The organism is Herbiconiux sp. UC225_62, assembly GCF_042694625.1.
Lineage (GTDB): Bacteria > Actinomycetota > Actinomycetes > Actinomycetales > Microbacteriaceae > Herbiconiux.
In genome coordinates, this window is sequence record NZ_CP170551.1 from 2,340,065 (window position 1) to 2,364,691 (window position 24,627).

21 protein-coding genes and 1 pseudogene are annotated in these 24,627 nt (G+C 68.8%); 10 read left to right on the forward strand and 12 right to left on the reverse strand.

Annotation, left to right across the window (positions count from 1 at the left end):
- Positions 1-9: 9 nt before the first annotated feature.
- The 4 genes and pseudogenes from ACFJGU_RS11360 to ACFJGU_RS11375 all read right to left on the reverse strand — a co-directional run.
- Positions 10-396, reverse strand: a pseudogene (locus tag ACFJGU_RS11360) (alpha/beta fold hydrolase); the annotation flags it as partial.
- Positions 393-1,427, reverse strand: coding sequence for a 4-hydroxy-2-oxovalerate aldolase (gene dmpG, locus ACFJGU_RS11365; RefSeq protein ID WP_382303648.1), 1,035 nt, complete (start codon positions 1,425-1,427; stop codon positions 393-395). The gene dmpG and the pseudogene ACFJGU_RS11360, both read right to left, overlap by 4 nt.
- Positions 1,424-2,362 carry an acetaldehyde dehydrogenase (acetylating) gene (locus ACFJGU_RS11370; RefSeq protein WP_382303649.1) on the reverse strand — a complete coding sequence of 313 codons (939 nt, stop codon included), beginning with the start codon at positions 2,360-2,362 and terminating at the stop codon, positions 1,424-1,426. The genes dmpG and ACFJGU_RS11370 overlap by 4 nt, the downstream gene beginning before the upstream one ends.
- Positions 2,362-3,180 (reverse strand): 2-keto-4-pentenoate hydratase, encoded by an 819-nt coding sequence (locus ACFJGU_RS11375; protein WP_382303650.1) that lies wholly within the window; start codon positions 3,178-3,180, stop codon positions 2,362-2,364. Before ACFJGU_RS11375 ends, ACFJGU_RS11370 begins: the two co-directional genes overlap by 1 nt.
- A 140-nt stretch (positions 3,181-3,320) precedes the next feature.
- On the opposite strand from ACFJGU_RS11375, the gene ACFJGU_RS11380 reads away from it, so the two are divergent.
- Genes ACFJGU_RS11380 through ACFJGU_RS11415 form a run of 8 tightly spaced genes read left to right on the forward strand, consistent with a single transcriptional unit; the run spans position 3,321 to position 12,101 of the window.
- Positions 3,321-4,289 carry a LysR family transcriptional regulator gene (locus ACFJGU_RS11380; protein ID WP_382303651.1) on the forward strand — a complete coding sequence of 323 codons (969 nt, stop codon included), beginning with the start codon at positions 3,321-3,323 and terminating at the stop codon, positions 4,287-4,289.
- Positions 4,290-4,322: 33 nt separating this feature from the next.
- A complete protein-coding gene (locus ACFJGU_RS11385) occupies positions 4,323-6,038 on the forward strand; it encodes an FAD-dependent monooxygenase (RefSeq protein WP_382303652.1) in 1,716 nt (571 codons plus the stop codon).
- A gap of 49 nt (positions 6,039-6,087) precedes the next feature.
- Positions 6,088-7,518 (forward strand): MFS transporter, encoded by a 1,431-nt coding sequence (locus ACFJGU_RS11390; protein WP_382303653.1) that lies wholly within the window; start codon positions 6,088-6,090, stop codon positions 7,516-7,518.
- Positions 7,515-9,251 carry an AMP-binding protein gene (locus ACFJGU_RS11395; protein ID WP_382303654.1) on the forward strand — a complete coding sequence of 579 codons (1,737 nt, stop codon included), beginning with the start codon at positions 7,515-7,517 and terminating at the stop codon, positions 9,249-9,251. The genes ACFJGU_RS11390 and ACFJGU_RS11395 overlap by 4 nt, the downstream gene beginning before the upstream one ends.
- Positions 9,248-9,715 carry a MaoC family dehydratase gene (locus tag ACFJGU_RS11400; RefSeq protein ID WP_382303655.1) on the forward strand — a complete coding sequence of 156 codons (468 nt, stop codon included), beginning with the start codon at positions 9,248-9,250 and terminating at the stop codon, positions 9,713-9,715. Before ACFJGU_RS11395 ends, ACFJGU_RS11400 begins: the two co-directional genes overlap by 4 nt.
- A complete protein-coding gene (locus tag ACFJGU_RS11405) occupies positions 9,712-10,152 on the forward strand; it encodes a PaaI family thioesterase (RefSeq protein ID WP_382303656.1) in 441 nt (146 codons plus the stop codon). Before ACFJGU_RS11400 ends, ACFJGU_RS11405 begins: the two co-directional genes overlap by 4 nt.
- A gap of 11 nt (positions 10,153-10,163) precedes the next feature.
- Complete coding sequence (locus ACFJGU_RS11410; RefSeq protein ID WP_382303657.1) at positions 10,164-11,030, forward strand: amidohydrolase family protein; 867 nt, start codon at positions 10,164-10,166, stop codon at positions 11,028-11,030.
- A gap of 18 nt (positions 11,031-11,048) precedes the next feature.
- The gene (locus ACFJGU_RS11415) at positions 11,049-12,101 is read left to right on the forward strand and encodes a 2,3-butanediol dehydrogenase (RefSeq protein ID WP_382303658.1); all 1,053 of its coding nucleotides are present in this window, start codon (positions 11,049-11,051) and stop codon (positions 12,099-12,101) included.
- A gap of 90 nt (positions 12,102-12,191) precedes the next feature.
- On the opposite strand, the gene ACFJGU_RS11420 is transcribed toward ACFJGU_RS11415, so the two are convergent.
- The 5 genes from ACFJGU_RS11420 to ACFJGU_RS11440 form a co-directional block, all read right to left on the reverse strand.
- Positions 12,192-13,037, reverse strand: a complete 846-nt coding sequence (locus ACFJGU_RS11420) for a flavin reductase family protein (RefSeq protein WP_382303659.1) — start codon at positions 13,035-13,037, stop codon at positions 12,192-12,194.
- Between the two features lie 5 nt (positions 13,038-13,042).
- Positions 13,043-14,209 (reverse strand): LLM class flavin-dependent oxidoreductase, encoded by a 1,167-nt coding sequence (locus tag ACFJGU_RS11425; protein ID WP_382303660.1) that lies wholly within the window; start codon positions 14,207-14,209, stop codon positions 13,043-13,045.
- A 77-nt stretch (positions 14,210-14,286) separates the two neighbouring features.
- On the reverse strand, positions 14,287-15,084 hold the full coding sequence (locus ACFJGU_RS11430) for a response regulator transcription factor (protein WP_382303661.1): 798 nt from the start codon (positions 15,082-15,084) through the stop codon (positions 14,287-14,289).
- A complete protein-coding gene (locus tag ACFJGU_RS11435; protein ID WP_382303662.1) occupies positions 15,081-16,184 on the reverse strand; it encodes an ABC transporter permease in 1,104 nt (367 codons plus the stop codon). The genes ACFJGU_RS11430 and ACFJGU_RS11435 overlap by 4 nt, the downstream gene beginning before the upstream one ends.
- Positions 16,181-17,677 carry a sugar ABC transporter ATP-binding protein gene (locus ACFJGU_RS11440; protein ID WP_382303663.1) on the reverse strand — a complete coding sequence of 499 codons (1,497 nt, stop codon included), beginning with the start codon at positions 17,675-17,677 and terminating at the stop codon, positions 16,181-16,183. Before ACFJGU_RS11440 ends, ACFJGU_RS11435 begins: the two co-directional genes overlap by 4 nt.
- 240 nt (positions 17,678-17,917) lie before the next feature.
- Between ACFJGU_RS11440 and ACFJGU_RS11445 the strand changes: the two genes are divergently transcribed.
- Both ACFJGU_RS11445 and ACFJGU_RS11450 read left to right on the forward strand, forming a co-directional pair.
- Complete coding sequence (locus ACFJGU_RS11445) at positions 17,918-18,967, forward strand: sugar ABC transporter substrate-binding protein (RefSeq protein ID WP_382303664.1); 1,050 nt, start codon at positions 17,918-17,920, stop codon at positions 18,965-18,967.
- On the forward strand, positions 18,960-19,766 hold the full coding sequence (locus ACFJGU_RS11450; RefSeq protein WP_382303665.1) for a glucose 1-dehydrogenase: 807 nt from the start codon (positions 18,960-18,962) through the stop codon (positions 19,764-19,766). Before ACFJGU_RS11445 ends, ACFJGU_RS11450 begins: the two co-directional genes overlap by 8 nt.
- 42 nt (positions 19,767-19,808) lie before the next feature.
- Here the strand turns inward: ACFJGU_RS11450 and ACFJGU_RS11455 are convergent, their stop codons facing one another.
- Genes ACFJGU_RS11455 through ACFJGU_RS11465 form a run of 3 tightly spaced genes read right to left on the reverse strand, consistent with a single transcriptional unit; the run spans position 19,809 to position 24,601 of the window.
- A complete protein-coding gene (locus tag ACFJGU_RS11455) occupies positions 19,809-20,510 on the reverse strand; it encodes a TMEM175 family protein (RefSeq protein ID WP_382303666.1) in 702 nt (233 codons plus the stop codon).
- Complete coding sequence (locus ACFJGU_RS11460) at positions 20,507-22,882, reverse strand: tetratricopeptide repeat protein (protein ID WP_382303667.1); 2,376 nt, start codon at positions 22,880-22,882, stop codon at positions 20,507-20,509. The genes ACFJGU_RS11455 and ACFJGU_RS11460 overlap by 4 nt, the downstream gene beginning before the upstream one ends.
- Before the next feature lie 21 nt (positions 22,883-22,903).
- On the reverse strand, positions 22,904-24,601 hold the full coding sequence (locus ACFJGU_RS11465) for a PucR family transcriptional regulator (protein WP_382303668.1): 1,698 nt from the start codon (positions 24,599-24,601) through the stop codon (positions 22,904-22,906).
- Positions 24,602-24,627: the final 26 nt, after the last annotated feature.

Below are 24,627 nucleotides of genomic sequence, written 5' to 3' on the forward strand. Positions count from 1 at the left end.
TGCCACCCGCTCCGGATGCAGCTGGGCGAACCGAGCGGTCACCCACCCGCCGAGCGACTCGCCGGAGAACGAGGCCTTCTCTGCCCCGATGGCGTCGAGGAAGCCGGTGACCTGGTCGAGGTAGTGGGGGATCTCGAGCGGATGCTCCGGCTTCGCGCTGTAGCCGTGACCGATGAAGTCGATGGCCCACACGTCGAAGTGCTCGGCGTGCGACTGCAGATTGCGCACGTAGGCCTCGGCGTGACCGGTGATGCCGTGCAACAGCACGAGAGGCGGCTTCGAGGAGTTGCCGGCGTGCAGATAGCGCGTGCGGTAGCCGCCGGCGTCGAGGAATCCCTGGCTGAACTCGACCTGGTTGAGGTCGCTCCAGACGCTCGTGTAGGGGCGTTCGATCATCGTGATCCTGCTTTCTGCGATTTGCGCGCCGCGACGAGGTCGAGCGCGACGTCGACGATCATGTCCTCCTGGCCGCCGATCAGGCGGCGGGCGCCCACCTCCACGAGAACCTCGCGCGCATCGAGGCCGTAGGTCTCTGCGGCCCGCTCGGCGTGGCGGAGGAAGCTGGAGTACACCCCGGAGTAGCCGAGGCTGAGGGTCTCTCGATCGACTTGGACGGCGCGGTCTTGAAGGGGTCGCACCACATCATCGGCGAGGTCTTGCAGCGCGAAGAGGTCTGCGCCGGTCTCCCAGCCCTGCAGTTCGGCGGCCGCCACGAAGGGCTCGATCGGCGTGTTGCCGGCGCCGGCACCGAGGCCTGCGAGCGACGCGTCGACGCGGTGCGCGCCCTCCTCGACCGCCACGATCGAGTTCGCGACCGAGAGGGAGAGGTTCTGGTGGGCGTGGATGCCGATCTGCGTGGATGCGTCGAGCACGTCGCGATAGGCGCGCACGCGTTCACGCACTCCAGACATCGTCAGGCGTCCGCCGGAATCGGTGACGTAGACGCAGTGGGCGCCGTAGGACTCCATCAGCTTCGCCTGCTGGGCGAGCGAGGCCGGGTCGTTCAGGTGCGACATCATCAGGAAGCCCGAGACGTCCATGCCCCACTCGCGAGCCGCACCGATGTGCTGGGCGGCGACATCCGCCTCGGTGCAGTGGGTGGCCACGCGCACCGAGCGCACGCCGAGGTCGCGGGCGCGCGCGAGGTCGTGCAGCGTGCCGATGCCGGGGAGGATGAGCGTGGTGAGCACGGCGTTCTGCACGACGCCGGCCGCGGCCTCGATCCACTCCCAGTCGGTGTTGCTGCCGGGCCCGTAGGTGAGACTGCTGCCGCCGAGGCCGTCGCCGTGCGAGACCTCGATGGCGGCGACGCCGGCCCGGTCGAGTCCGGCCGCGATCTCGGCGATCGTCGCCGGCGTGATCCGGTGCCGCAGGGCGTGCATGCCGTCGCGGAGCGTGACGTCTTGAAGGTAGAGGGAGGTGCTCATGCGCTCACCTCGAGACGGGCCGCGACCATCCGTTCGGCCACGCGCAGCGCCGCCGAGGTCATGATGTCGAGGTTCCCGGCGTACGCGGGAAGGTAGTGAGCGGCGCCCTCCACCTCGAGGAACACGGTCACGCGCGTGTACGAACCGCCGGCCGGTGCGGGGAGCAGACCATCGAGCTCAGGGCCCTCGTCGCTGAACTGCACGCGCTGCTTGAGGCGGTAGCCCGGCACGTAATCGGCCACGTCGGTGATCGTGGACTCGATCGAGTCGAGCACGCTCTGCTTCGCGGCGTCGTCGAGGCGGTCGACGACGAGCTGCACCGTGTCGCGCATGATCATCGGTGGCTCCGCCGGATTCAGCACGATGATCGCCTTGCCGCGCGCCGCGCCGCCCACCTCTTCGATGGCCCGCGCCGTGGTCTCGGTGAACTCGTCGATGTTGGCCCGCGTGCCCGGCCCGGCCGAGCGCGACGAGATGGACGCCACGATCTCGGCGTAGTGCACGGGCACCACGGAGCTGACGGCGGCCACGACCGGGATGGTGGCCTGCCCCCCGCAGGTCACCATGTTGATGTCGGGCGCATCGAGGTGGGCGTCGAGATTCACGCACGGCACGACGTAAGGTCCGATGGCCGCGGGGGTGAGGTCGACGAGCCGTTTACCGAGGGGCAGCAGCCGCTCGGCGTTGTGACGGTGGGCGCCGGCGCTGGTGGCGTCGAAGATCACCTCGATCTGATCGAAGTCGGGGTGGGCGATGAGACCCTCGACCCCTTCGGCCGTGGTGGGGATGCCGAGCCGGCCGGCGCGGGCGAGCCCGTCGGAGGCCGGGTCGATGCCCACCATCACGCCCATGTCGAGGGTTTCGCTGAGTCGCATGATCTTGAACATGAGGTCGGTGCCGATGTTGCCCGACCCGATGATCGCCGCTTTGGCCATTAGGAGTCCTTTCTGGAGAAGGGTGCATCCGTGGATGCCCCGGAGACGGGGGAGGCCGCTCGAACAGAGACGGAGCCGAGGGTGCTGATCTCGGCTTCGAAGAGATCGCCGGGCCGCACGGGCACCATGGGCCCGAGGGCTCCGGACAACACGATCTCCCCGGCCCGCAGGGGCCGACCGAGCCGGATCGCGGTCTCCGCCACCCAGACGAGCGCGTTCAGCGGGTCGCCGAGGCAGTCGGCCCCGGTGCCCGAGGAGACGACCTCCCCGTTGCGGCGCATCGTCATGGAGACCGCCGCCGGCTCGACCTCGTCGAGCCCGAGCCGCTCTGCGCCCAGCACGAACAGGCCGCTGGAGGCGTTGTCGGCGATCGTGTCGACGATCGTGATGTCCCAGTCGGCGACTCGGCTGTCCACGATCTCGAGCGCGGCCACCGCGTGGGCGACGGCTCGCCGGACGGAAGCCGGATGTGCGTCCGGAACGTCCGCGCCCAGCACGAAGGCGATCTCGGCCTCGATGCGCGGCTGCAGCAGGGCGGATGCCGGGATCTCCCCGCCGTCGGCGATCGCCATGTCGGCGAGCAGGACGCCGAAGTCAGGCTGGTCGACGCCGAGCTGCCTCTGCACGGCGGGAGACGTGAGCCCCACCTTGCGGCCGGTCCGCGGGTTCGTCGGGGTGATCCGTCGCGCCAGCACGTCTTCCTGGATGGCGTAGGCATCGGAGATCGAGAAGGCGTCGAGCTCGCGGATCGGCGGACAGGGCCTCCCGCTTTCCGCGGCGGCGCGCAAGCGGGCGACCGCCTCTTCGATGTGCACCACGCTGGACTCCTTTCGGCGCAGCACTGCTTCTGCTGCGACTCCGTCCACGCTACGGTCGGGGCACTGATTGATCTATGACGTAGATCTGCGAGGTCGTATAGTCAATCGACTATTGATGTCAGCCGAGGCGAGGAGGCCCCATGTCACCCGACAACCGCATCTCACTGCAGAAGCTCGAAGTCTTCAGCAAGGTCGCCGAACTGGGCGGTGTGCGCCGGGCGGCCGAGGAGCTCTACATCTCCCAGCCGGTCGTGAGCGCGCACCTGCGCTCGCTGCAGCAGCGCGTCGGCGCCAAGCTCTTCCACCCCGAAGGGCGGGGTATCGCCTTGACCGAGGCCGGCGAGCGCACCCTGCTCTGGGCGAACGAGGTGCTGCGCGGCCGAGTCGAGTTGGAGAAGGACCTCGCCGATCTCTCCGACGGGCTCTCGGGCTTCGTGTCGGTGGGGGCGAGCATCACCGTGGGCAACAGCATCCTCACCCCGGCCGTGATCGACTTCAAGATCGCCAACCCCAGCGTCTCGGTGCGGTTGGAGATCTCTGCGGTCGAGACGGCGCTCGAGCAGGCGCGGCTCGGTCGGCACGACTTCGCGATCGTCGCCACCGGCGCCGTGCTCGACTCGCGCGCGTTCGATTCCGAGCTCGTCGCCGAGCCGCCGTGGGCCGTCATCGCGGCTGCGACGAACACCACCATCCCCGACACGGTCACGCCGAAGCAGCTGGCGAAGCTGCCCTTCGTGTGCCCGCCGGGTGGGATGGCCATCCGGCGCAGTCAGGACAACGCGCTCGCCTCGATCGGTGTCACCGACCGTCGCGTGGAGATCGAGCTCGGCAGTGCCGAGTCGATCAAGCAGGCGGTGGCCGCCGACATCGGGGTCGCGATGCTCTGGCGCGCGTCGGTGCAGGCCGACATCGAGGCCGGCGCGGTGCGTGAGGTCCACGTCAGCGGGCGGCCGATCCGCGACAAGCTGTTCATCGTGCGGCGCTCCGGCAACCGGCTCACGCCGCTGCAGAAACGCCTCCTCGACCAGTTGCGCTCCGTCATCCACGAGCGGCTCGGCGAGACGACCCTTACGGATTCGGCTATCGATGACGGTGTGATTACGTCATAGTGCTATCGGCCGACCGCGTCTTACCGTGATGCGGTGTTGACAAGCCAGAACCCCACCTCATCCATCAGCGCACTCGCTGCCGAGTCCGCTTCACCGGTCTGGGACGTCGTCGTCGTCGGGGCGGGCCCGGTCGGAATGACGCTCGCCACCGAACTCGGCCTCCGCGGAGTGAAGACGCTCGTCGTCGAGAAGGCAACCGAGACCACGACCAACCCCCGGTGCAATACGACCAACGCCCGCTCGATGGAGTACTTCCGTCGGCAGGGCAGCGCCGATCGCATCCGTCGGGCCGGGCTGCCGCTCGAGCACGCGACCGATGTCGTGTACGTGACGACGCTCGACTCCCACGAGCTGACCCGCTTTCCGTTCTCGTCGAGCCAGGCGGTGCTGGATGGCACGGCCCCCGAGTTCGCGGAGTGGCCGACGCCGGAGCCGCAGCACCGCATCTCGCAGATCTTCCTCGAGCCGCTGCTCGCGGAGCGGCTCGCCGAACTGCCGAGCGTCACTGTGCTCCGCGGCTGGGAGGCGTCGAGCGCCGACCAGGACGCCGACGGAGTCTCGATCACGCTCACCGAGACCGCCACCGGCGGAACGCGCACGGTGCGTGCCCAGTATGCGGCCGGCTGCGACGGAGGGACGAGCGTGATGCGCCGCGCCATCGGTGCCCGCCTGCAGGGCGACTCGGAGGCGGCGGAGCGTCGCCTCTCGATCTACTTCCGCTCCGAGGAGCTGGTGCCGCTGCTGAAAGATCCGGGCTGGATGTACTGGTGGTACGGGCCCGAACTGCGCGGATCATTCCTGCAGCTCGACGGCGAGTCCCTGTTCCTCTGCCACGCCCGCGTTCCGGAGGGCATGGAGCCCGAGGATCTCGATCCCGATCGGGTGCTCGAGGCCGCGATCGGCCGCCCGATCGCCCATGAGAAACTCCAGGTCATCCGCTGGACGCCGCGCCGACTGGTGGCCGACTCCTTCCGCAAGGGCCGCATCGCTCTCGCCGGTGACGCGGCGCACCTCTGGCTGCCCCTCGGCGGTTTCGGCATGAACACCGGCATCGCGGATGCGGTCGGGCTGGGGTGGCGTCTGGCCGCCCTGCTCTCCGGAGCGGGCACGGATGCCCTACTCGACGACTACGAGGTCGAGCGGCAGTCGGTGGGCGAGGCGACGTCGCGGGCGGCTCTGAAGATCGATCGCGACATGTCTGCGATCGGCCGTGACCCCGAGCTGCACGCCGAGAGCGACCGCGGGGAGGCCCTCCGCGCCGAGGCCGGGCGGCTCATCCAGCTGATCGATCGCCAGCAGTGGCACAGCCAGGGCGTGCAGTTCGGCTCGCGGTACGAGCACTCGGCCGGGATCGTGCCGCCCGAGTCCGCCGACGCCACCGCGATCGCCGCCATCGACAGCTACACCCCGTCGGTGCGCGCCGGGTCCCGTCTGCCCCATGTGTGGCGAACGGATGGCTCGTCGCTGTTCGACGCGCTCGGCCGGGACTGGACGCTGATCGTCGTGGGCGATGCCGCCCCCGAGGCGTTCCTCGCCGCCGCGGAACGGGCCGGGGTCGCGCTGACCGTGCTCGAGCTCGACGCCGAGGAGGCCGAGGGTGTGATCGACGTGCCGACCGTTCTCGTGCGGCCCGACCTCTACATCGCCTACAGCGGCGAGCATCCCGACGACCTGGAGGCCGTGTTCGCACGGCTGCTCGGAGCGGGACGCACCGTTGCCCGGGAAGACCGCGAAGTCGGCGTGGCGTGATCGTTCACCCCTGCACCATCCGCTCATGGAGATCAAAGGAGACATCACAATGAGCACGACAAAAGCGAAGGTTCCGATGTACATCGGAACAGACGGCCGGGAGCTCCGGCGCGTGCTCGCCTCGAGCTACGTCGGCAGCATGATCGAGTACTACGACTTCGTGCTCTACGCCGCCGCATCCGGACTCATCTTCAACCGGCTGTTCTTCAACGACCTGCCGCCGGCGATCGCCACGATCGCCGCATTCGCCACCCTCGCCGTCGGCTTCGTGGTGCGGCCGCTCGGGGCGATCATCTTCGGCTACTTCGGCGACCGGGTCGGCCGTAAATCGGTGCTCGTGCTCACCATGAGCATGATGGGGATCGCCACAGCCTTGATGGCCGTGCTGCCCACGCGCGATCAAGCGGGGGTGCTCGCACCGATCCTCTTGATCGTGCTGCGCATCGTGCAGGGGGTCTCGGTGGGTGGCGAGTGGGGCGGGGCGGCGCTGATGGCTTTCGAGCACGCCAACCCCCAGCGCCGAGGCTTCGCGGCGGTCTTCGCCACCGCGGGCCAGCCGACCGGGTCGCTGCTGGCCGGCGTCGTGCTCGCCCTCTTCGCGTTGATGCCCGAGGACCAGTTCCTGGGCTGGGGCTGGCGGGTGCCCTTCGCCCTCAGCGCCGTGCTGGTGGTCTTCGGTCTCTGGATTCGCATTCGCGTCTCGGAGTCGCCCCTGTTCGTCGAGGAGAAGCGCCGCCGGGAGACGACGACCGAGAAGGTGCGCGCCCCTCTGATCGAGGTGCTGCGTCGACCCGGTATCCTCATCCTCGCCTTCGTGGCACTGCTGGCGCCGTTCCTCTCGTTCACGCTGTCCGGTGCGTTCGGGATCACGTACGGCGCCACCCACGGTCTGACGACATCGAGCGTGCTCTTCATCTCGTCGGCCGGGTCGCTCGTCTGCATCGTCGGGGAGCTTTTCTTCGCCGCGCTCTCCGACCGCGTGGGCCGTCGGCCCGTCATGATCGGTGGTGTGATCGCGGGTGCCGTGCTCGCCTGGCCGTTCTTCGCCCTGCTCCAGACGGGCACCGCCTGGGGCGCTCTGCTCGCCTTCGCTCTCATCAACGGAGTAGCCATCGGCGCCACCTTCGGTCCGCTGGCGGCCTTCATGGGGGAGCGGTTCCACACCGGGTCGCGCTTCACCGGCCTGTCGCTCGGCTACCAGATCGCCGCGACGATCGGCGGCGGCTTCGGGCCGCTCATCCTCACCGCTCTCATCGCCGGCAACCCGAGTGACGTATCGCCCATCGTGTGGTTCATCGCCGGGGTCGCCGTGCTGAGCATCGTCGCGCTGCTGCTCTCGAAAGAGCGCGCGGTGGAGGCGCCGGTTTCGGTGGGCGTCAGCGGCACCACGACGGAGGAGACTCCCGCCCAGGTGGCCGATGTGGCCACGGCGCGTCACGCGGGAGCAGCAGAGCCGGTTCCCGGCGAGGCCGCTCGGTGAGCTCTCGGACGACGTCCGGCGGCGTGCCGCCCTTCAGCGAACCCGACATCGCGGTCGATCGGCTGCCCGGCGGGGTGATCGAGCTCCGCTCCCGCCGTCGGCTGTCGGATGCTCCGGTCACCACCCTGCACTGGCTGCGAGACTGGGCGCGGCGGACGCCGCAGGCCGCGCTCCTCACGGAGGTGACGGCGAACGGGGTTCGCCGCTCCCTCGACTACGCGAGCGCCTGGTCGTCCGTCGTGCAGATCGCGTCAGCCCTGCGGGCGCGGGGGATACGGCGCGGCGATCGGGTCGTCGTGATCGGGGTGAACAGCATCGAGTCGTTCGTGACCGGCCATGCCGCCATGCTGGCGGGGGCGGTCTGGGTGCCGATGGCGCCGCAGTACGTGCGCCCCGGAGCTGACCGCGCACGTGTCGCCGGTGTGCTCGACCTCGTCGATCCCGCCCTCCTCGTCGTGCCCGACCCCGCATTGCACGCGGGCCTTCCCGACGGTCGCGTCGCTCTGACGCACGTCCGTTCCGTGGCCGAGCTCGACGCGGCACTCACCGATGAGGTGGGTGATCAGCTGCTCGAAGCGGCGCAGAGCGACGACCCCGTCAAACTGCTGTTGACCTCCGGGTCGACCGGCACACCGAAGGCCGTCGTCTACACGCACCGGATGCTCGTGAGCAACATGCGCGCCACCGTCGACGTGTGGCCGTTCGTGACGGTTCACCCGCCCGTGCTGGTCGACTGGCTGCCCTGGAACCACGCCTTCGGTGGCAACGCGAACATCGACATGGTGCTGCTCGGCGGCGGCACCATCCACATCGACGACGCCCACGGCCGGCCCGCCGACCTCGGGCGCACGATCGCCGCGATCAAGGAGTTCTCGCCCACCTTCCACGCCGCGGTGCCCGCCACCTTCCAGGCACTCCTGCCGGTGCTCGAGGCGGACCCGGAGTTCCGCCGAGCGCTCCTCGGCCGCGCGGACGCGCTGTTCTCGGCCGGCGCGGCGATGCCGATGAGCACCTTCCACCGGCTGCGCGAGTTGTCCCTCACCGTGCGCGAGAGCCCGGTGCCGGTACTGACCGGCTGGGGATCGACGGAGGTCGGGCCGGCGGCGACAACCGTGCACACCGCCGACAGCGAGCCCGGCCAGGTCGGACCACCGCTGCCGGGCGTGACCGTCCGGCTCGTGCCCGTGGCCGACAAACTCGAACTGCGGGTGAAGGGTCCGAGCGTCATGCCCGCCTACTGGCGGGAGCCCGAGCGCACCGCAGCGGTGTTCGACGCAGAGGGCTTCTACCGCTCGGGCGACGCCGGGGTGCTGGTCGACGAGAACGACCCGGGTCGCGGCATCCGCTTCGACGGGCGCATCGCCGACGACTTCAAGCTGGCGAACGGCTCCTGGGTGAACGTCGATCGGCTCCGCTCGAGCCTGCTCGCCGCCGGCGGCACGGGGGTGCGCGACGTCGTCGTGGCCGGGCCGGACCGTTCGCATCTGGTGGCGGTGTTCTGGCTGGGCGATGGTGTGCAGATCGATGTCGACGCGGTCATCCGGGCGCACAACGCGACCACATCCGGCCAGACCAACCTGGTACGCGCGGCGACCGTTCTGCCCGGGGAGCCGGCTGCAGAGCTGCTCTCCCCGAAGGGCCTGCTGAAGCCCGCCCTCTTCCGCTCGGCGTCGGCGGATCTGATCGACGCTCTCTATCAACCCGAACCCGTCCTGGCGAAGGAGCCCTCATGATCACCGTCGACTCGGCCGGCGAACTCACCGAACGGGTGGGAACCGTGCTCGGCCACAGCGGTTGGGTGACCATGCCTGCCGAACGCATCGCCGCCTTCGGCGCCCTGACCGGCGACGAGCACTGGGTGCACGTCGACCGGGAGCGCGCCAAGGCGGACAGCCCCTTCGGCGACGTGCTCGCGCACGGCTTCCTGCTGCTCAGCCTGGTGACCGGCCTGGCCAATGAATGCTACGAGGTGCGGCGCGCTGAGCGCTGGACGAATTACGGTCTCGACCGGGTGCGCTTCACGGCGCCGGTCACCCCGGCCGACTCCCTCCGGCTCGAGCTCACGCTCGATTCGCTGGAGGAGACGACGACGGGATTCCGGCTCGTGCTCGGCTGCCTGCTGGAGCGGCAGGGCTCGGATCGCCCGGCCATGGTGGCCGATTGGATCGTGTTGATCACCGAAGGAGATTCCCGATGAGCCAGCCCACCCCGATGATGGGGCAGAGCCCGACGAACGAGTACGGCCCGATCGGCCAGGAGGGCACCTTCCTCGACCACGTCGGCGGCATCGAATGGCGCGTGGAGCCGGATGCGGTGAGCATCCGCCTGACAGTGCGCCCCGCCCACGTGAATCCCAACGGCACCGTGCACGGCGGGCTCATCCTGACCCTGCTCGACTTCACCCTCGGCGCCGAGGTCGAACGATCGCTCGGCGCCGGCCAGCAGGGGCATCCGATCACGATCCAGCTCTCCAGCAGCATGATCGGCGCCGCGTCGCTCGGCGAGACCGTGCTCGGTTCAGCGCGGGTGACCGCGCGCACGAAGACCATGAGCTTCGTCTCGGGTGAGATCACCTGCGGCGACCGACTGATCGCTTCGGCCACGGCCGTGTTCCGCAACCCCCGTATCGCCTGAAAGGAGCGGCCATGAGCCCCGCCCGAACCACCGCCCACATCATCGACACCCACCACCACGTCGGCGAACTCGCCCTGGGCATGGGGGAGGAGGGGGCCTCGGCCGAGGGCACGAGCATCCGTCCGGTCGAGGTGCACACCGCCATGCTCGACCACTTCGGCCTGGCCGCGGCCTGCGTCATCCCCGGCTTCCAGTACGACCGGAGCGACGGCATCGCCAACACCCGCGCGCTCAACGACGGCATCGCGGCCTACCGCGACAGCCTGCCGAGCCGGTTCCCGGTGGCGCTCGGCACGATCGAGCCGCTGCACCGTGAGGCGCTCTGCCGCGCCGAGATCACGAGGCTCGTCGACGAGGTGCAGATCGACGGCCTGGCCTGGCACACCCGTTACCAAGGGGTGGCTCTGTCAGACCGACGGATGCACGTGCTGATCGATCTGGCCACCGAACGCGGGCTGCCCTGCTACCTGCACCTGTTCAGCGAATCGGGTCTCGAAGCACCGTGGTCGCTCCTCGACCTGGCGACGGCGCATCCGGATGCCACCCTGGTCGCGCTCGACGGCTTCTCGGGTGCCACACAGATCCGCTACCTCTTCGACATCGCCGAGCGCTGCCCGAACGTCCTCTTCGACACGGCCATCTGCTTCCCCCTGCTGCGCCCGCTCGACGAGTTCGTGGCCCGGTTCGGATCGGAGCGACTCCTCTTCGGCACCGACTCCTACGCGCAGCCGCTGCTCTACAACACGCCCTCCGTGCTGCACGAGCTGCAGGCCTCCGACATGCCGCAGGACGACCTCGAGAACATCATGTGGCGCAATTTCCTCCGGGTCTTCCCCCAAGCGACAGCCCGCCTCGACTTCACCGACCAGCCGTCCTGACATCCGAATGGAGACACCATGAAAGCCGCCCGCTTCCACGCCGCGCGAGACCTGCGCGTCGAAGACGTTCCCGAACCCGAACTCCGCCCCGGCGCCGTCATGGTCGACATCGCCTGGTGCGGAATCTGCGGCAGCGACCTGCACGAGTACCTCGTGGGGCCGAACTTCATTCCGCACCCCGGCCATCCGCATCCCATCTCCGGCGAGGAGCCGCCGATCATCATGGGGCACGAGTTCTCGGGCACCATCAGCGCCGTGGGCGAGGGGGTCACCGACCTCGTCGTGGGGCAGAACGTCGTCGTCGAGCCCTACATCATCCGCGACGACGTGCCGATGGGGCCGGATGACGAGTACCAGCTCTCGCCCGACACCAACTTCGTCGGGCTCGCCGGCCGCGGCGGCGGGCTGAGCGAGAAGGTCGTCGCCGACCGCAAATGGGTGCACCCGATCGGCGACATCCCGCTCGACCAGGCCGCTCTCATCGAACCACTCGCGGTGTCGCACCACGCGGTGACGCGCAGCGGCGCGCAACCGGGGCAGACCGCCATCGTGGGCGGCGCGGGGCCGATCGGCCTGATGACCGCCGCCATCCTGAAGGCCAAGGGCCTGACCGTGCTGGTCTCGGAGATCAACCCGGCCCGCAAGGAGAAGGCGCGGGTGATCGGCGTCGACGCCGTGTTCGACCCGACCGAGGTGGATGTCGCGGAGGAGGTGCGCGGCCGCACGGGCGGCAAGGGCGCCGACGTCGCGTTCGAGTGCACGAGCGTGCAGCCCGTTCTCGACATGCTGATGGATGCCGTGAAGCCCACCGGCACCATCATCAACGTCTCGGTCTGGATGGCGCCGGCAGCCGTCGACATGGAGCGGGTCGTGATCAAGGAGATCACCCTGCGCGGATCGATGGCCTACGCCCACGACCACGCTGCCGTGATCGCGCTGATCCAGGAAGGTTCCATCGACCTCGAGCCGCTCATCACGAGCCGGATCGCCCTCGACGACGTCGTGGAACAGGGCTTCGAGCGGCTGATCGAGAACAACGCGACCGAGGTGAAGATCCTCGTCCACCCGTGAACGGATGCCCGGTTCGGGTACGCACACGACAATGGCCGCCTCGTCGAGAGGCGGCCATCGTCGTGTGAGGGAGCTGCGGACGTCGCGGAGTCAGCCCGCGCGCACCTCGAGCTCGGAGTGCTCGGTGAGGGCGTGCCAGGTGCGGTTGTGATACACCAGGGGTGCCTCGTCGAGTTGGTCGTCGTCGGGGCGTGATCCGCTCTCCACGGCCCGCACGACCACGATCGTCGAGGTGCCCGCCACCGCGGTCGAGACGACCTCCGCCCTCAACCACCGGGAGACCGTCGGGAAGTACGGCTCGCCGGTCGGCAGGCGGCTCCAAATCGAGGTGTCCGCGAAGCGGTCGATGCCGCTCGTGGCGCAGAGCTTCGCCGCCCAGAGGTCGCGCGAGCCCAGCAGGTGCACGACGACCGACTCCGACGCGGTGATCGTCGGAGTGCTCGAGGAGATGTGCGAGACGGAGAACACCAGCAGCGGAGGCTCGGCGCTCACCGAGAACACCGAGGTGGCGGTGAGGCCGACGGGGCCCGAACCGTCGTCGGCCGTGATGACGGCGACGCCGGCCGGGTGGCCACGGAACGCCGCGCGGAACTCGTCGGCGCTCAGCCCGGCCGCCCGCCGCCCGTACTCGACGTGCGCCTGAACGGTGCCCGCTTCGGGGGAGTACCAGCCCTTCGATTCCGCGAAAGCCAGCATCGCGTCGAATGATGCGATCCAGGCGGCGTCGCCGGCACGGTGGCGCCGAACCCACGACGAGTCGATGACGGGCTCCGCTGTGCCATCGTCGAACGATCCGGCGGATGCGCGCCGAAGGGCGGAGTCGATCTCTGCGTGTGTGGTGCCCTCCTCGGCCTCCACGTGGAATCGATCGAACACCTCCGCGTCGATCAATTCCACGTCGGCCGCATCCAGGGGGCTCCCGATCCGGATGATCATCGCCGCTAGGCCTTCGCGGAGACTTCGGCGTCGTACTTCTCGGTCATGTGCGAGATCGCCGCCAAGTGCTGCTTCGTCTGCTCCTCGCGCATGGCCGCGGTGTGCGCCTTCGAGGCGGCCGCGGCCGCGAGGTGTCCCTGGAACGCCGGCATCACGTGCCGGGCGAAGAGCTCGTAGGAGTTGAACGTCGCCGCCCGGTTCGCCCAGTCGTTGCCGAACACGAGCAGGGCGCCGAAGCCGCCGGTCTGCTTCTCGAGGCGTTCGATCTGCTTCACCGCGTCATCCGGGGTGCCGATCACGCCGATGCCGTTGTCGTTGATGAAGTCGATCATCTCGCGCACGTTGTCGCCCTCGACGGCCATCTGCGGGAAGGCCACGACGTCCTGCCAGTAGCGGAACCACTCTTCGATGCCGTACTCGACGTCTTTGTACGCCTGCTCCCGGGTCTCGGCGAGGTGGAAGAGCGTGGCCAGGCGCCACTGGTCGCGCGAGACGGTCTGGCCGTACTCCGCGGCCCGCTCCTCCTGGATGCCGTAGGCGTGGGCGAGCGCGTCGAATCCGTCGGAGGTCATCGTCGCGCCGATCGAGAACAGGCCGAGGCCGTGCATCCCCGCGAGCCGCGGGCCTGTGGGCGACACCACGCCGGCGGCGACGATGTCGAACAGGGGCTCGGAGTAGGGCGCCAGCTGAAGCCGCGCGTCGACCAGGGTGTGGGTCTTGGTGGTGGCGGTGACGGTCTCGCCGCGCAGAAGGCGCAGGATGATGTCGATGTTCTCCGAGAGCAGCTCCCGGGTGTCGGTGGGGGTCAGCCCGATCATCGAGGAGTCGGAGGGCAGGGAGCCGGGACCGACGCCGAGCATCACCCGGCCACGGGTCTGGTGGTCGAGCTGCACGAAGCGGTCGGCCACCCAGAGCGGGTTGTGATAGCTGATCGAGGTCACGCCCGAGCCGAACTTGATGCGGTTCGTGACCTCGGCGGCCGCGGCGATGAAGATCTCCGGGCTGCCGATGATCTCACTGCCGCCGGAGTGGTGCTCGCCGATCCAGGCTTCGTCGAAGCCGAGGCGGTCGAGGTGCTGCATCAGCTCGATGTCCTGGCGCATGGCCAGCGTAGGGTTGATCTTCGAGGAGTGCAGGGGGGTCTGCACGATTCCGAAACGCAAGCGCGTCATGGTGACTCCATTTCTTCACGTCGTCGTGGGGTCTTCAGTGTCGGATGGTCGGGCCAGGTCGCAGAAGTGGTCGAAAGTTACCAGTGTGGCTGGGCGGCTCGCTCGCCGCGGGTATTGACGAGCAGAGCGAGCTGTGTGCGCGAGCGGAGCCGGGTGGCGGCCAGGATCGCGCTGACGTACTTCTTCACCGTGCCCTCGGTGAGGTTGAGGAGGGTTGCGATCTCGGCGTTCGAGAGCCCCTCGGCCACCAGACGCGCCACCTCCTGATGACGCGGGGCCAAGGCGGAGAACGCATCGCCCGAGGAGTCCGGCTCGTCGGGCGCGAGCGCGCGACTGAGGCTGTTCAACGGTCCGGCCAGTCGGCGAAGCGCGGCGATCTCCTGCTGCTCGCGCACCGACGGTTTGCTCTTGAAGATGCCGACGACCGCCCGGCGTCCGCCTCCGGCATCCAGATGCAGCGCGGTCGCTGCGTGGAAGCCGCCGGGATAGAGGTAGCGGTCGAGGTAGTCCTGCGCGGGATGCGGCAGCCGGCTCAGCTCGCCGAGCCCGGCCACCCGGGTGCGGCGGAGCAGGGCCACCGCCGCGGCGGAGGAGAACACCTCGTTCTTGTACCAGCCGTCCTGATACGGCGCGAGCATGCCGGCGGAGCTGCGCGTCTCCAACGGATCGGGGTCGGTCCAGATCGCGGCGAACGACGACCCGGTGAAGAAGGTCGTCGTGGTGAACCCGAACCGCAGGCCGAGCGACTCCAACAGCGCCTCGCGGAAGCTCCGGAGGTCGCGCGCGGAATCGCAGTCGGCCAGCACGCCGAAGATGCGGTCGTAGTCGGCCGAGGTCAGCTCGTCGCGATCGAGCACGCCGGACCGGATCGTCATCGTGCCCCCGTGGCCTCGGTCTCGGCACCAGCGGCGAGCACCGGGTCGGCGGCCGCTTCCGCGCGGGCTTCAGCCTGCGCATCCGCCTGAGCCCGGGCATCCGCGGCGCGTTGCCGGCGCGAGGGCCGCCGCCGGGCCGAGATGCGGTCGCCCAGCACCGCGGCGACGAGGATGACACCGGTGATGACCTGCTGCCAGAAGCTCGCGATTCCCGCGATGCTCAATCCGTTCTGCAGGAGGCCGATGAAGAGCACCCCCAGCGCCGTGCCCACCACGCTGCCGAGCCCGCCGAGCAGGCTCGTGCCGCCGAGCAGCACCGCGGCCACGGCCAGCAGCGGCAGACTCGGGTCCACCTGCGGGGTCGCGGCACCGACCCGGGAGCTGGAGAGTACGCCGGCCACCGCTCCGAGGGCGCCCGAGATCGCGTAGACGAGCACGATCGTGCGGGTGGTCCTGATGCCGGAGAGACGGGCGGCCGAAAAGCTGCCGCCCACCGCGAACACGTCGCGGCCGAAGAAGGTGCGGCGCTCCAGGTAGAGGAAGAGGGCGAACACGACGATCATGACGCAGACGGGGTACGGGATGCCGAGCAGCGCGCCGCCGGAGATCTGCGAGAACAGCGGGTCGGTGAGATAGAAGGACCTGCTGTTCGACCACAGGTTGACGATGCCGGTCAGTGTCGTCATCGAGGCGATGGTCACCACGAAGAACGACAGCCGCAGCCAGCCGATGAAGAGGCCGTTGGCCAGAGCGCCGACCACGGCGCCGAACACCACGCTCAGAAGGAGCGCGACCCAGGCCGGCAGCCCCGCTTCGATGGTCTTCGCGAGGAAGATGCCGGCCAGAGCGGCGGTGGCGCCGACCGAGAGGTCCACACCACCGGTGATCACAACCAGGGTCATGCCCATGCTCACGACCCAGAGCGGTGCCGCCGCGGTGAGCACGTTGAAGATGTTGCCCGCCGTGAAGAACACCGGTTGCGTGATGGCGAAGAACACGAGCATGGCGATCACGAGGAACAGCACCGGCCGGAAGAGTCTCGTCCCCGCCCAGACGCGGGAGAGGGGCGACGGCCCGGAGGTGGTCGATTCAATGGTCATAGGTGGCCTCCAGCCAGGCGAGTTATCGAGGGTTCGGTCGCATCCGCCGCGGCGACATCGGCGACGATGACACCGGCGTGCATGACGAGGATGCGATCACAGAGTTCGAGGAGTTCGTCGGTCTCCGAGGAGCTCACGAGCAGGGCGGCTCCCTGGTCTGCGGCGTCGCGCAGGAGGGAGTGGATCTCGCGTTTCGCGGCGATGTCGACGCCGCGTGTCGGTTCGTCGAGCAGCAGCACCGTCTTGTCGGCGCCCAGCCATTTGCCGATGGCCACCTTCTGCTGGTTGCCGCCGCTCAGCGACCCGACGGGGGAGCGGAGGTCGGGTGCCTTGATCGACATCCGCTTCGCCAGCTTCGAGGCCAGCGCGGTGTCGGCCGTGCGGGGAGCGCCCAGCCGAGAACGATCACGGGTGGTGACCATCAAGAGGTTGTCGACGATACTGCGCTGCAGCACCACCCCGTCCGTCTTACGGTCGGGCGGGAGGTAGGCGGCACCCGCCGAGATCGCCTCCTCGGGTCGCGAGCCGCCCAGCGGCTTGCCGTTGAGTGACACCTCTCCGGTGAACGCACGCGCTCCGAAGAGCGACTCGAGAAGCTCGCCTCGCCCGGCGCCGGTGAGTCCGGCCAGGCCGACGATCTCGCCGGCCTGCACCGTCAGACTCACGTCGGTGAAGGCGCGGGGCGAGCTCGCCTTCTGCACCTCGATCCGTGGTGCAGCTCCCGGCGCCGTCGGGCGCCGCGGCGGCCGAACCGACGGGCGGTGGGCGGATGCGTCGCCCACCATCGCATCCACGAGGGTGGTCTGGTCGAACGCCCCGGTGGGGCCGGTGGCCACGGTGAGTCCGTCGCGGAGCACCGTGATCTCATCGGACAGCTCGAAGAGTTCGGGGAGGCGGTGACTGACGAAGACGGTCGAGACGCCCTGCCCCTTCAGTCGTCGGACCGCGGCGAAGAGCGACCGCACCTGGTCGTCGCTCAGCGAGCTGGTGGGCTCGTCGAGGATGAGCACCGACGTCTCGATCGAGAGCGCCCGCGCGATCTCCACCATCTGCCGCTGATCGGGCCGTAGGCGCGACACCGCGATCGTCGGGTCGTAGTCGAGCTCGAGGCGTGCGAGCACCTCGGAGGCGCGGCGATTCGTCGACTTCCAGTCGATGCCCCACCAGGTGCGACTCAGGCGGCGGCCGAGCAGGATGTTCTCGGCCACCGAGAGATGCGGTGCCAGGGCGGACTCCTGCGAGACCATCGCGATGCCATGCGAGAGTGCGTGGGCGGGATCGCGGAACTCCACGCGCTCGCCGTGCAGAGTGATCGTGCCGGCATCCGGCGTCAGTTGCCCGGAGAGCACGCCGAGCAGCGTGGATTTGCCGGAGCCGTTGGCTCCGATCAGGCCGTGCACGCTCCCGCGTTCGGACAGCTGGACGTCCACGCCGCGCAGAGCGTGGACGCCGCCGAACGACTTCATGACGCCCGTGAGGCTCAGGTGACTCATTCGCTCTCTCCCGTGAGGTCGACCAGCGTGATGCTGCTGGACCGACTGTATGGGAAGAGCACCCTGAGGTCTCTTTCGAAATTCTTCACGTACTGATAGCTGAACAGCGATGGGACAGCCTCGCCCATCCTTACGAATTCGGCTATCAAAGGCGGTCGAACTATCTCATAGTGCTTTCAGTCGGGGCTGACCTACCGTGAGGCGTCACCACCCGTGTCACCACTCAATGAGGAGAATGCAATGACTCGACCACGCCACGTCCGTCTCGGCGCCCTGATCGCAGCCACCGCGATCGGCGTCTCCCTGGCCGCGTGCAGCACGGAGGCGGCACCCGCCGGCACCGGCGACGCCTCCACCTCCGAGTTCGTCGACGTGCCTTACGACGGCCCGGAGGCGGGTTTCCCCGACAGCTTCCCCACCCCCGAGAAGGTTCCCGGTCAGTCGTTCACCGTCGGCTACCTCAGCCCGTTCGACGCCTACCCCGTCACGCACTATCAGCAGGAGGTCGCGCAGAAGGTCACGGAGGAGCTGGGCGGCACGATGATCGCCAAGGATGCCAACCTCGACGCGCAACTGCAGGTCACCCAATTCGATGAGCTGCTGACCCAAGGGGTGGACGCGATCGTGGGCTACCCGCTGAACCCCGAGTCGTGGAGCAACTCCATCAAGAAGGCCAACGACGCGGGCGTGCCGGTGATCGCGTTCGCGACTCCGTGGGACTTCACCCAGGAGCCGATCGCGGGCGTCTCGGCCTCGATCGGCAACGCCTACGACGACGAGGCCTACGCGATCGTGCGAGCGGTCGCCGAGAAGAAGCCGGGCGCGACGTTCGCCGTGCTGAACGTCGGTCTGCCCATCCCGTCGCTGCAGTACGTGGGAGACCGGCAGGAATACTGGGGCGAGAAGTTCGGACTGAAGTTCCTGGGCCGGGTCGACGCCCAGACCGACAACCCGGCAGGCGCGGCCACCGCGGCCAACGACATCCTCACGAAGTACCCGGATGTCGACGCGATCCTCACCTACAACTCGCTGGCCGCGATCGCGGCGGGAAACATCGCCAAGGGCAAGATCATCACAGGAATGAACGCCGGCTCGGTGAGTGACGTCGAGTCGATCGAGAGCGGTGCTGTGACGTTCAGCTACTTCCTCGACTCCGACGCGCTCAGCACGCAGGCCATCTACGCGGCCTACGACATCCTGACGAAGCAGGGTGGCGAGCTGCCGCCGCTGATCAACATCAAGGGCACCGTCATCAGTCTCGACAACGTGGCGGAGGCGAACGGTGTCTGAGGCGCGTTGGTTCGACGGGAAAGCCGGGCTCGTCACCGGCGCCGCGAGCGGAATCGGCCGAGCCAGCGCTCTGGCGTTCGCTGCGGCCGGCGGCTCGGTCGTGGTCGGCGACCTGGAGCGCTCGCGCGCCGGAGGTGAGGAGACGGTGCGCCTCATCACCGAGGCCGGAGGCACGGCCACCTTCGTGGCCGTCGACGTCAGCCAGGCCGATCAGGTCGAGCACCTGGTCGACGCGACCGTCGCGACCTACGGCCGGCTCGACTTCGCCCACAACAACGCCGGCACCGTGGCCGAGGGCTTCACCGCCGAGGTGGAAGAGGATGCCTGGGAGCGGGTCTTCGACGTCAACATCAAAGGCGTATGGCTGTGCATGAAATATGAGCTGCGCTACATGAAGGACCACGGCGGCGGCGCGATCGTGAACACCGCGTCCGTCTCGGGCTTGGTGGGCACGGCGCTGACCAGTCCCTACGTGTCGAGCAAGCACGCCGTCGTGGGGCTCACGAAGGTGTCGGCGGGGGAGTACGCCAACCTCGGCATCCGCATCAATGCGGTCGCGCCGGGCGCCATCTGGACCCCGCTCATGCAGTCGGCGCCGGAGCCTTTGCAGCAGATGATGCTCGCGCCGCAGCCGTTGCACCGCTTCGGCACGGCGGAGGAGGTCGCCGAGGCCGTCATCTGGCTGAGCTCACCCAAGGCGTCGTTCGTCACGGGCGTCACCCTTCCCGTCGACGGTGGATTGCTCGCCACCCCGGGGTCGTACAACCCGACGTCGAGTCCGTCCTTCGACGACATCTAGGGCGACCGATCGAACCGCCGGTCGAACCGGTCGGCGGTTCGGTCAGCTGCTCTTCGCCGACCCCGCACCACGGCGGAGGAACGACGGCCCTTGGTCGTAGCCGTGGCTGGTGATCCCGTAGAACACGGGCAGCACGAGGAAGATCACGGATGCGACGAGCGGGTGGATGAAGACGCCCGCCGCTCCCGCAGCCAGGTACAGCAGAACGCCGATGAGGGCGCGCGGCCGTTCGTGAGCGAAGTAGTCATCGTCGACGTGATCATGCGTGAGATCGGGATGACGCGCCAGGTACGAGAAGAACACGAGCCAGGACAGGCACAGCAGCGCTCCGATGATCGCGTAGAGCGCGACGGCGACGCGTTCGTCGGCGAGGTTGCCTGTCCTGGCCGTGTTGGCGATCACCGCGGTCGGCCAGGGCACCAGCGCGAGCGTGGCGAGGATGCCGAGGTTCGCCCACTGGAGCCCGATGTCCATCTCGCGGATACGGGTGAACGCGGCCTTGTGGTTCAGCCAGATCACCGCCAGGTACACGTACGAGGCCGCGTACGCGAGATAGGTCGGCCACTCGTCCAGCAGGCCTGCCAGCAGCCCCCCGGGCTCCGTGTCGGGTGGGCGGAGGTCGAGCACCAGCACGGTGATGACGATCGCGATGACCGCATCACTGAAGGCCATCGCTCGCCCGGGATCCGAACGGGCCACGGTGCGTCCCGGCTGCCGAGGTCGGTCGTCGTCGTGCTCTGTCATGGCGCCGGCACCCCCGAGGTTCGCGCGAGGTTCGCGCTCGTGACGAGGACGTCCCGAGCGTCCGGTCCGAGCACCCGCCGCTGGTCGGCGAGCAGTGCGGTGTACTGACCGATCGCCTCTTCCGCACCGAGGGCGTCCTCCGTGGCCATCGCCAGACGGGATCTCGCGGCGAGGGCGTCGGGACTGTCTCGGCCCGACCTCGCCGAGATGTCGGCGGCGATCTGCTCCCAGATCCGAAGGGCGTCCTCCGGCCGGCCTGTTTCGGCCATGACGGCGGCCAGCCGGCGGCGGGTCTCGGTGAGCTCGGCACTGTCGTCGCCGAAGGTCTTCGCCTGCGTGACGAGAAGGTCTTCGTTGAGGCGGATGGCGTCCTGCGGGCGGTCGGCATCGGCGAAGGCGAGGCTCAGTTCGGCCCGCGTGTCCAGCACGTCGGCATCGGATGCGACGTGCGTGGTCAGCTGCTGAGCGAGCACGTCCTCGAGCATCTCCACTGCCGCCTGCGGCCGCCCGTCGCTCGCCACGGCGCTCGCGATCGCGCGTCGAGTCCCCAGAAGCTCGGAAGCATCCCGGCCGTAGACCTTCCGTTCGGCCTCCAGCAGCTTTTCGAGCAGTTCGATCGCCCGCTTGGGGTTGCCCAGTTCCCTCTGGGCCTGAGCGAAGGTCCAGAGGAGGTCGCGGTCGCGCTGGTCGCCCAGGTCGAGTCGGAGGTCGGTGTCGTCGCCCAGGCGCGCGATCGCATCCGTCTCCTGGTGAAGCTCGCCGAGAACACCCACGAGCGCGCGTGTGGCGTCGGCGAAATCGTGCTCGTCGATCTCGGCGCCGTAGGCCAGTAGAAGGCGACTGGCCTGCGCCGATCGATCCGCCGGGGTCGAGTGATCGGCGATGAGGTGTCTGGCCTCGTCGATGAGCGCTTCCCGCACGCGTTGCCGTCGTGTCGCCGTGGCGAACTCGGCGGCGGCGACGTTCATCTGAGCCGCGTCGTGGAACTGGCAGAGGTACTCGTCGACGGAGCGCACCCAGGTGCGCTCGACGGCGTTCCTCTCCGCCTGCGCATCGGTCCCGTGCTGGCCGAGACGCGAGAGTGCCGCGTCGAACATCACGTTGTCCCAGGACTGGCTGTCGGATGCGCGGGCGGAGACGATGGCGGGAATGGCGAGGGTGGCCAGGGTCAACCGCTCCCGATCCGCCTCGTCGAGTCGTTCCCAGGCCGACTTGTAGACGTCCTCCACCTTGCCCGAGAGTCGTTCGACGTCGGCCGACTCGATGTCGAGAACGTCTCCGTCGGGATCGCCGTACGTCTCGAGAACCAACTCGAGAGCGAACGGGTTCCGGTAGGCGGACACCAGTGCATTCCGTGTCGCCGGACTGACCTGCGCGACATGCGATCCCATGATCGACGCGAGGTCGTCGGTGTCCAAGGCCTGGAGCGAGGCTTCGGGAGGGAACGGCGAAGGCAGGGTCGTCATCTCTTCATCGACACGGATCAGCCGCTCACCTGCTCTGCCCATCGCTCGCGCGACGCCGGGGTTGGCATCGATGACTCCCGGCCATCCCGTGGTGAGGATCATCACCGGTGCATCACGCCGGATCAGGCGCTGGAGCAGCTCGAGAAGGAGGTCGTCCGCGTCGTGGACGTCTTCCACGAAGAGCACGACGGGAATCAGAGGAGCGATCTTGGCGAGGAAGGACTCGACCTCGTCGACCTCGGAGGGCCGGTACACGATCTCCTCGGCGCTCCGCAGATTCTTGCTCCGGGCGCGTGCGGCCTTGCCCTCCGAGACTCCTTTCCGGACCAGCCAGCTCATCGCCGAGAAGCCCGGCAGCGCGCCCCCGACCATCTCGGCGGCTTTCGTGACCCCGAAATCGACGACCGCAGCCACACCCTCCTCGAGAACCTTCGCGCGGAGCGCTGCGAACGCGGGATAGGCGAACTTCTCGACGAAGCCCGCTCGATACCACCACGCGTTCTCGAGATGGTCGATGTGCTTGCGCAGCACAGCGACGTCCTGAAGCAGGGACTCTGTGGCGGTGCCGTTGCGTCTGCCGCAGGCGATTCCCCACCAGAGGTAGTCCGGCCGGCTCATCGGCAGGTGCTCGAAGTCGGGCGGGTTGATGATCTTGCGACGCTCCGAGACCTTCGAACGAGCGGCGGCCATCGTCGAAGGCCAGTACGGCGGCTCGGTCTGGGTCTGCGCCAACGCGGAGTAGAACTCCCGCGCGATGCGCGTCTTGCCCCAGCCGGTCGGTGCCTCCAACGAGACCCAGACGGGTCGCTGGTCGGTTCGTGCCCGGTCGAACGCGTCGAGGAGGCCGGCCACGATCCCTCGCCGCCCCTGTCCGACGAACTCTGCCTCGTGCGGGTCGGATGTCACGGACGTGCCTCCTTCGTTGCGTCACCGGGCTGGCGCGGATCCGCGCAGGCCGTCTCGCAGAGCCGCGCGGGCGCGGACGGCGATGTGGAGATTGAGCCGGGTGTCCGGGTCGGCGAGATCGCGACCGCTCAGCTCTCGGATGCGTCCGAGACGGTAGCGGAGTGTGCTGCGATGGATCGTCAGCGCCTGGGCGGTACGATCGTAGTTGCCGCCCGAGTCGAGGTAGACACTCAGCGTGTGGACGAGCTCGGAGTGATGATCCCGGTCGTGCTCGACCAACGGGCCGAGCCACTTCTCGAGGTAACCGGTCAGCTCGACCCTGTCATTCGACGTGTCGAGGATGCGGAGCAGACCGAGGTCGTCGTGGTTGGAGAGGCCGTAGGGCAGAGACGATTCCACCCGTATCTGCAGGGCGCGGCCGGCCTCGACGAAGGAACGGGGGAGCTCATCCGCGATGCCGCGTCCACCGACACCGATGGTGCCTCGGGTGCTGACGACCGTCGAGGACAGCCGCTCGTAGAGGGTCGAGAGGTCGTCGCCATCGGCGACGATGGCGAGGACCGTTGCGTCTGCTCGGCGCGAGGTGAGGGCCTGCACGCGCATGGCCGCCAGTTCGTGGCGCAGAGCCGTGTCGATGTCGATCCCGTTGGGCGTCGGCTCCTCCCAGGAGACGAGCACCGCGCGGTGAGCGCCGCTGAGATCGAACTTGAGCAGCTCGGCCCGGGCGAAGACGTCGACGACGTCGGCGCCGATGACCAGGTCGTCGGCGAGGTCGCGACCCAAGCGGATCTCGACCTCCGCGATGCTGCGGTGGTGGACGAGCTCGACGGCGATCATCGCGCTTGCATGCTCGACGGCGAAGCGATCGTCGTCGCTCCGCTCGTCGTCCGGGTCGTAGATGCCGATCATCCCGATCGTTTCGTCGCCCGACCGGACCTCCGTGGACCGCCATCCGTTCGTGCGGAGGGTGGTCGAGGGGCGGATGTCGACAGGGGCGCGCATGTCGGACGGTGCGGCCGAGCCATCGACGTGCGTGAACGCGCGTTCGATGCCGAACGAGTCCTGGAGCACCACGGACCGTCGGGTGATCGCACTCAACGCATCGACGATCTGCGCTTCGCCGTTCCCGGCCCCGGCCGCCGCGACGAAGGAGTCCCGGATCCGCTGGCGCGTGTCGAGCCGCAGGATCGTCGCCGCCAGCTGGCGGTTCAGACCTTCCTGGGCCTCGCCGAGCCGCCGCAGTTCACCCGCCTGCTCGCGTTCGCGCTCGATCAGTTCGGCCGCGGCCAGCGCTGCGCCGGTCGATGCTGCCAGCGCGAGGAGAAGGAACACCACTTCGCGCGATGGTTCGATCGTCGCCTGGAGAACGAACGCGCCTCTGACGGCCTTGGTCCCGGGGAAGAACAGCGCGTAGCGCCAGACCGGACCGTACTCCAGCACTCCGCTCGATCCGGCGCGGTCCTCCACCTGGAGATCGAGTCGGCGGTTGGTCCTGCCCGAATAGCGGGCGAGATGCTCGCCCTCCGCGACGTACGCCGCCAGAACCGAGCACCCCGCGATCGCTTTGACCGCGGCGGACGTGAGACGGAACGTGCGACGGATGGTGGGCTGCTCGAACATCATCGAGCCCGCTCTGGAGAGGTCGAACAGGTCCGACTGTGCCTGGGCATCGAGGTCGGCTTGCGCGACTAACAGGGGATCGTTCAGTGCGCACATCATGGTGGACTCCGCCAGGCCAGGCTAGT

Bases quoted from the DNA above. Each gene is read 5' to 3' on its own strand.
- dmpG (WP_382303648.1), bottom strand. From the start codon at position 1,427: ATGAGCACCTCCCTCTACCTTCAAGACGTCACGCTCCGCGACGGCATG.
- ACFJGU_RS11370 (WP_382303649.1), bottom strand. From the start codon at position 2,362: ATGGCCAAAGCGGCGATCATCGGGTCGGGCAACATCGGCACCGACCTC.
- ACFJGU_RS11380 (WP_382303651.1), top strand. From the start codon at position 3,321: ATGTCACCCGACAACCGCATCTCACTGCAGAAGCTCGAAGTCTTCAGC.
- ACFJGU_RS11390 (WP_382303653.1), top strand. From the start codon at position 6,088: ATGAGCACGACAAAAGCGAAGGTTCCGATGTACATCGGAACAGACGGC.
- ACFJGU_RS11400 (WP_382303655.1), top strand. From the start codon at position 9,248: ATGATCACCGTCGACTCGGCCGGCGAACTCACCGAACGGGTGGGAACC.
- ACFJGU_RS11405 (WP_382303656.1), top strand. From the start codon at position 9,712: ATGAGCCAGCCCACCCCGATGATGGGGCAGAGCCCGACGAACGAGTAC.
- ACFJGU_RS11410 (WP_382303657.1), top strand. From the start codon at position 10,164: ATGAGCCCCGCCCGAACCACCGCCCACATCATCGACACCCACCACCAC.
- ACFJGU_RS11415 (WP_382303658.1), top strand. From the start codon at position 11,049: ATGAAAGCCGCCCGCTTCCACGCCGCGCGAGACCTGCGCGTCGAAGAC.
- ACFJGU_RS11420 (WP_382303659.1), bottom strand. From the start codon at position 13,037: ATGATCATCCGGATCGGGAGCCCCCTGGATGCGGCCGACGTGGAATTG.
- ACFJGU_RS11425 (WP_382303660.1), bottom strand. From the start codon at position 14,209: ATGACGCGCTTGCGTTTCGGAATCGTGCAGACCCCCCTGCACTCCTCG.
- ACFJGU_RS11430 (WP_382303661.1), bottom strand. From the start codon at position 15,084: ATGACGATCCGGTCCGGCGTGCTCGATCGCGACGAGCTGACCTCGGCC.
- ACFJGU_RS11435 (WP_382303662.1), bottom strand. From the start codon at position 16,184: ATGACCATTGAATCGACCACCTCCGGGCCGTCGCCCCTCTCCCGCGTC.
- ACFJGU_RS11440 (WP_382303663.1), bottom strand. From the start codon at position 17,677: ATGAGTCACCTGAGCCTCACGGGCGTCATGAAGTCGTTCGGCGGCGTC.
- ACFJGU_RS11445 (WP_382303664.1), top strand. From the start codon at position 17,918: ATGACTCGACCACGCCACGTCCGTCTCGGCGCCCTGATCGCAGCCACC.
- ACFJGU_RS11455 (WP_382303666.1), bottom strand. From the start codon at position 20,510: ATGACAGAGCACGACGACGACCGACCTCGGCAGCCGGGACGCACCGTG.
- ACFJGU_RS11465 (WP_382303668.1), bottom strand. From the start codon at position 24,601: ATGATGTGCGCACTGAACGATCCCCTGTTAGTCGCGCAAGCCGACCTC.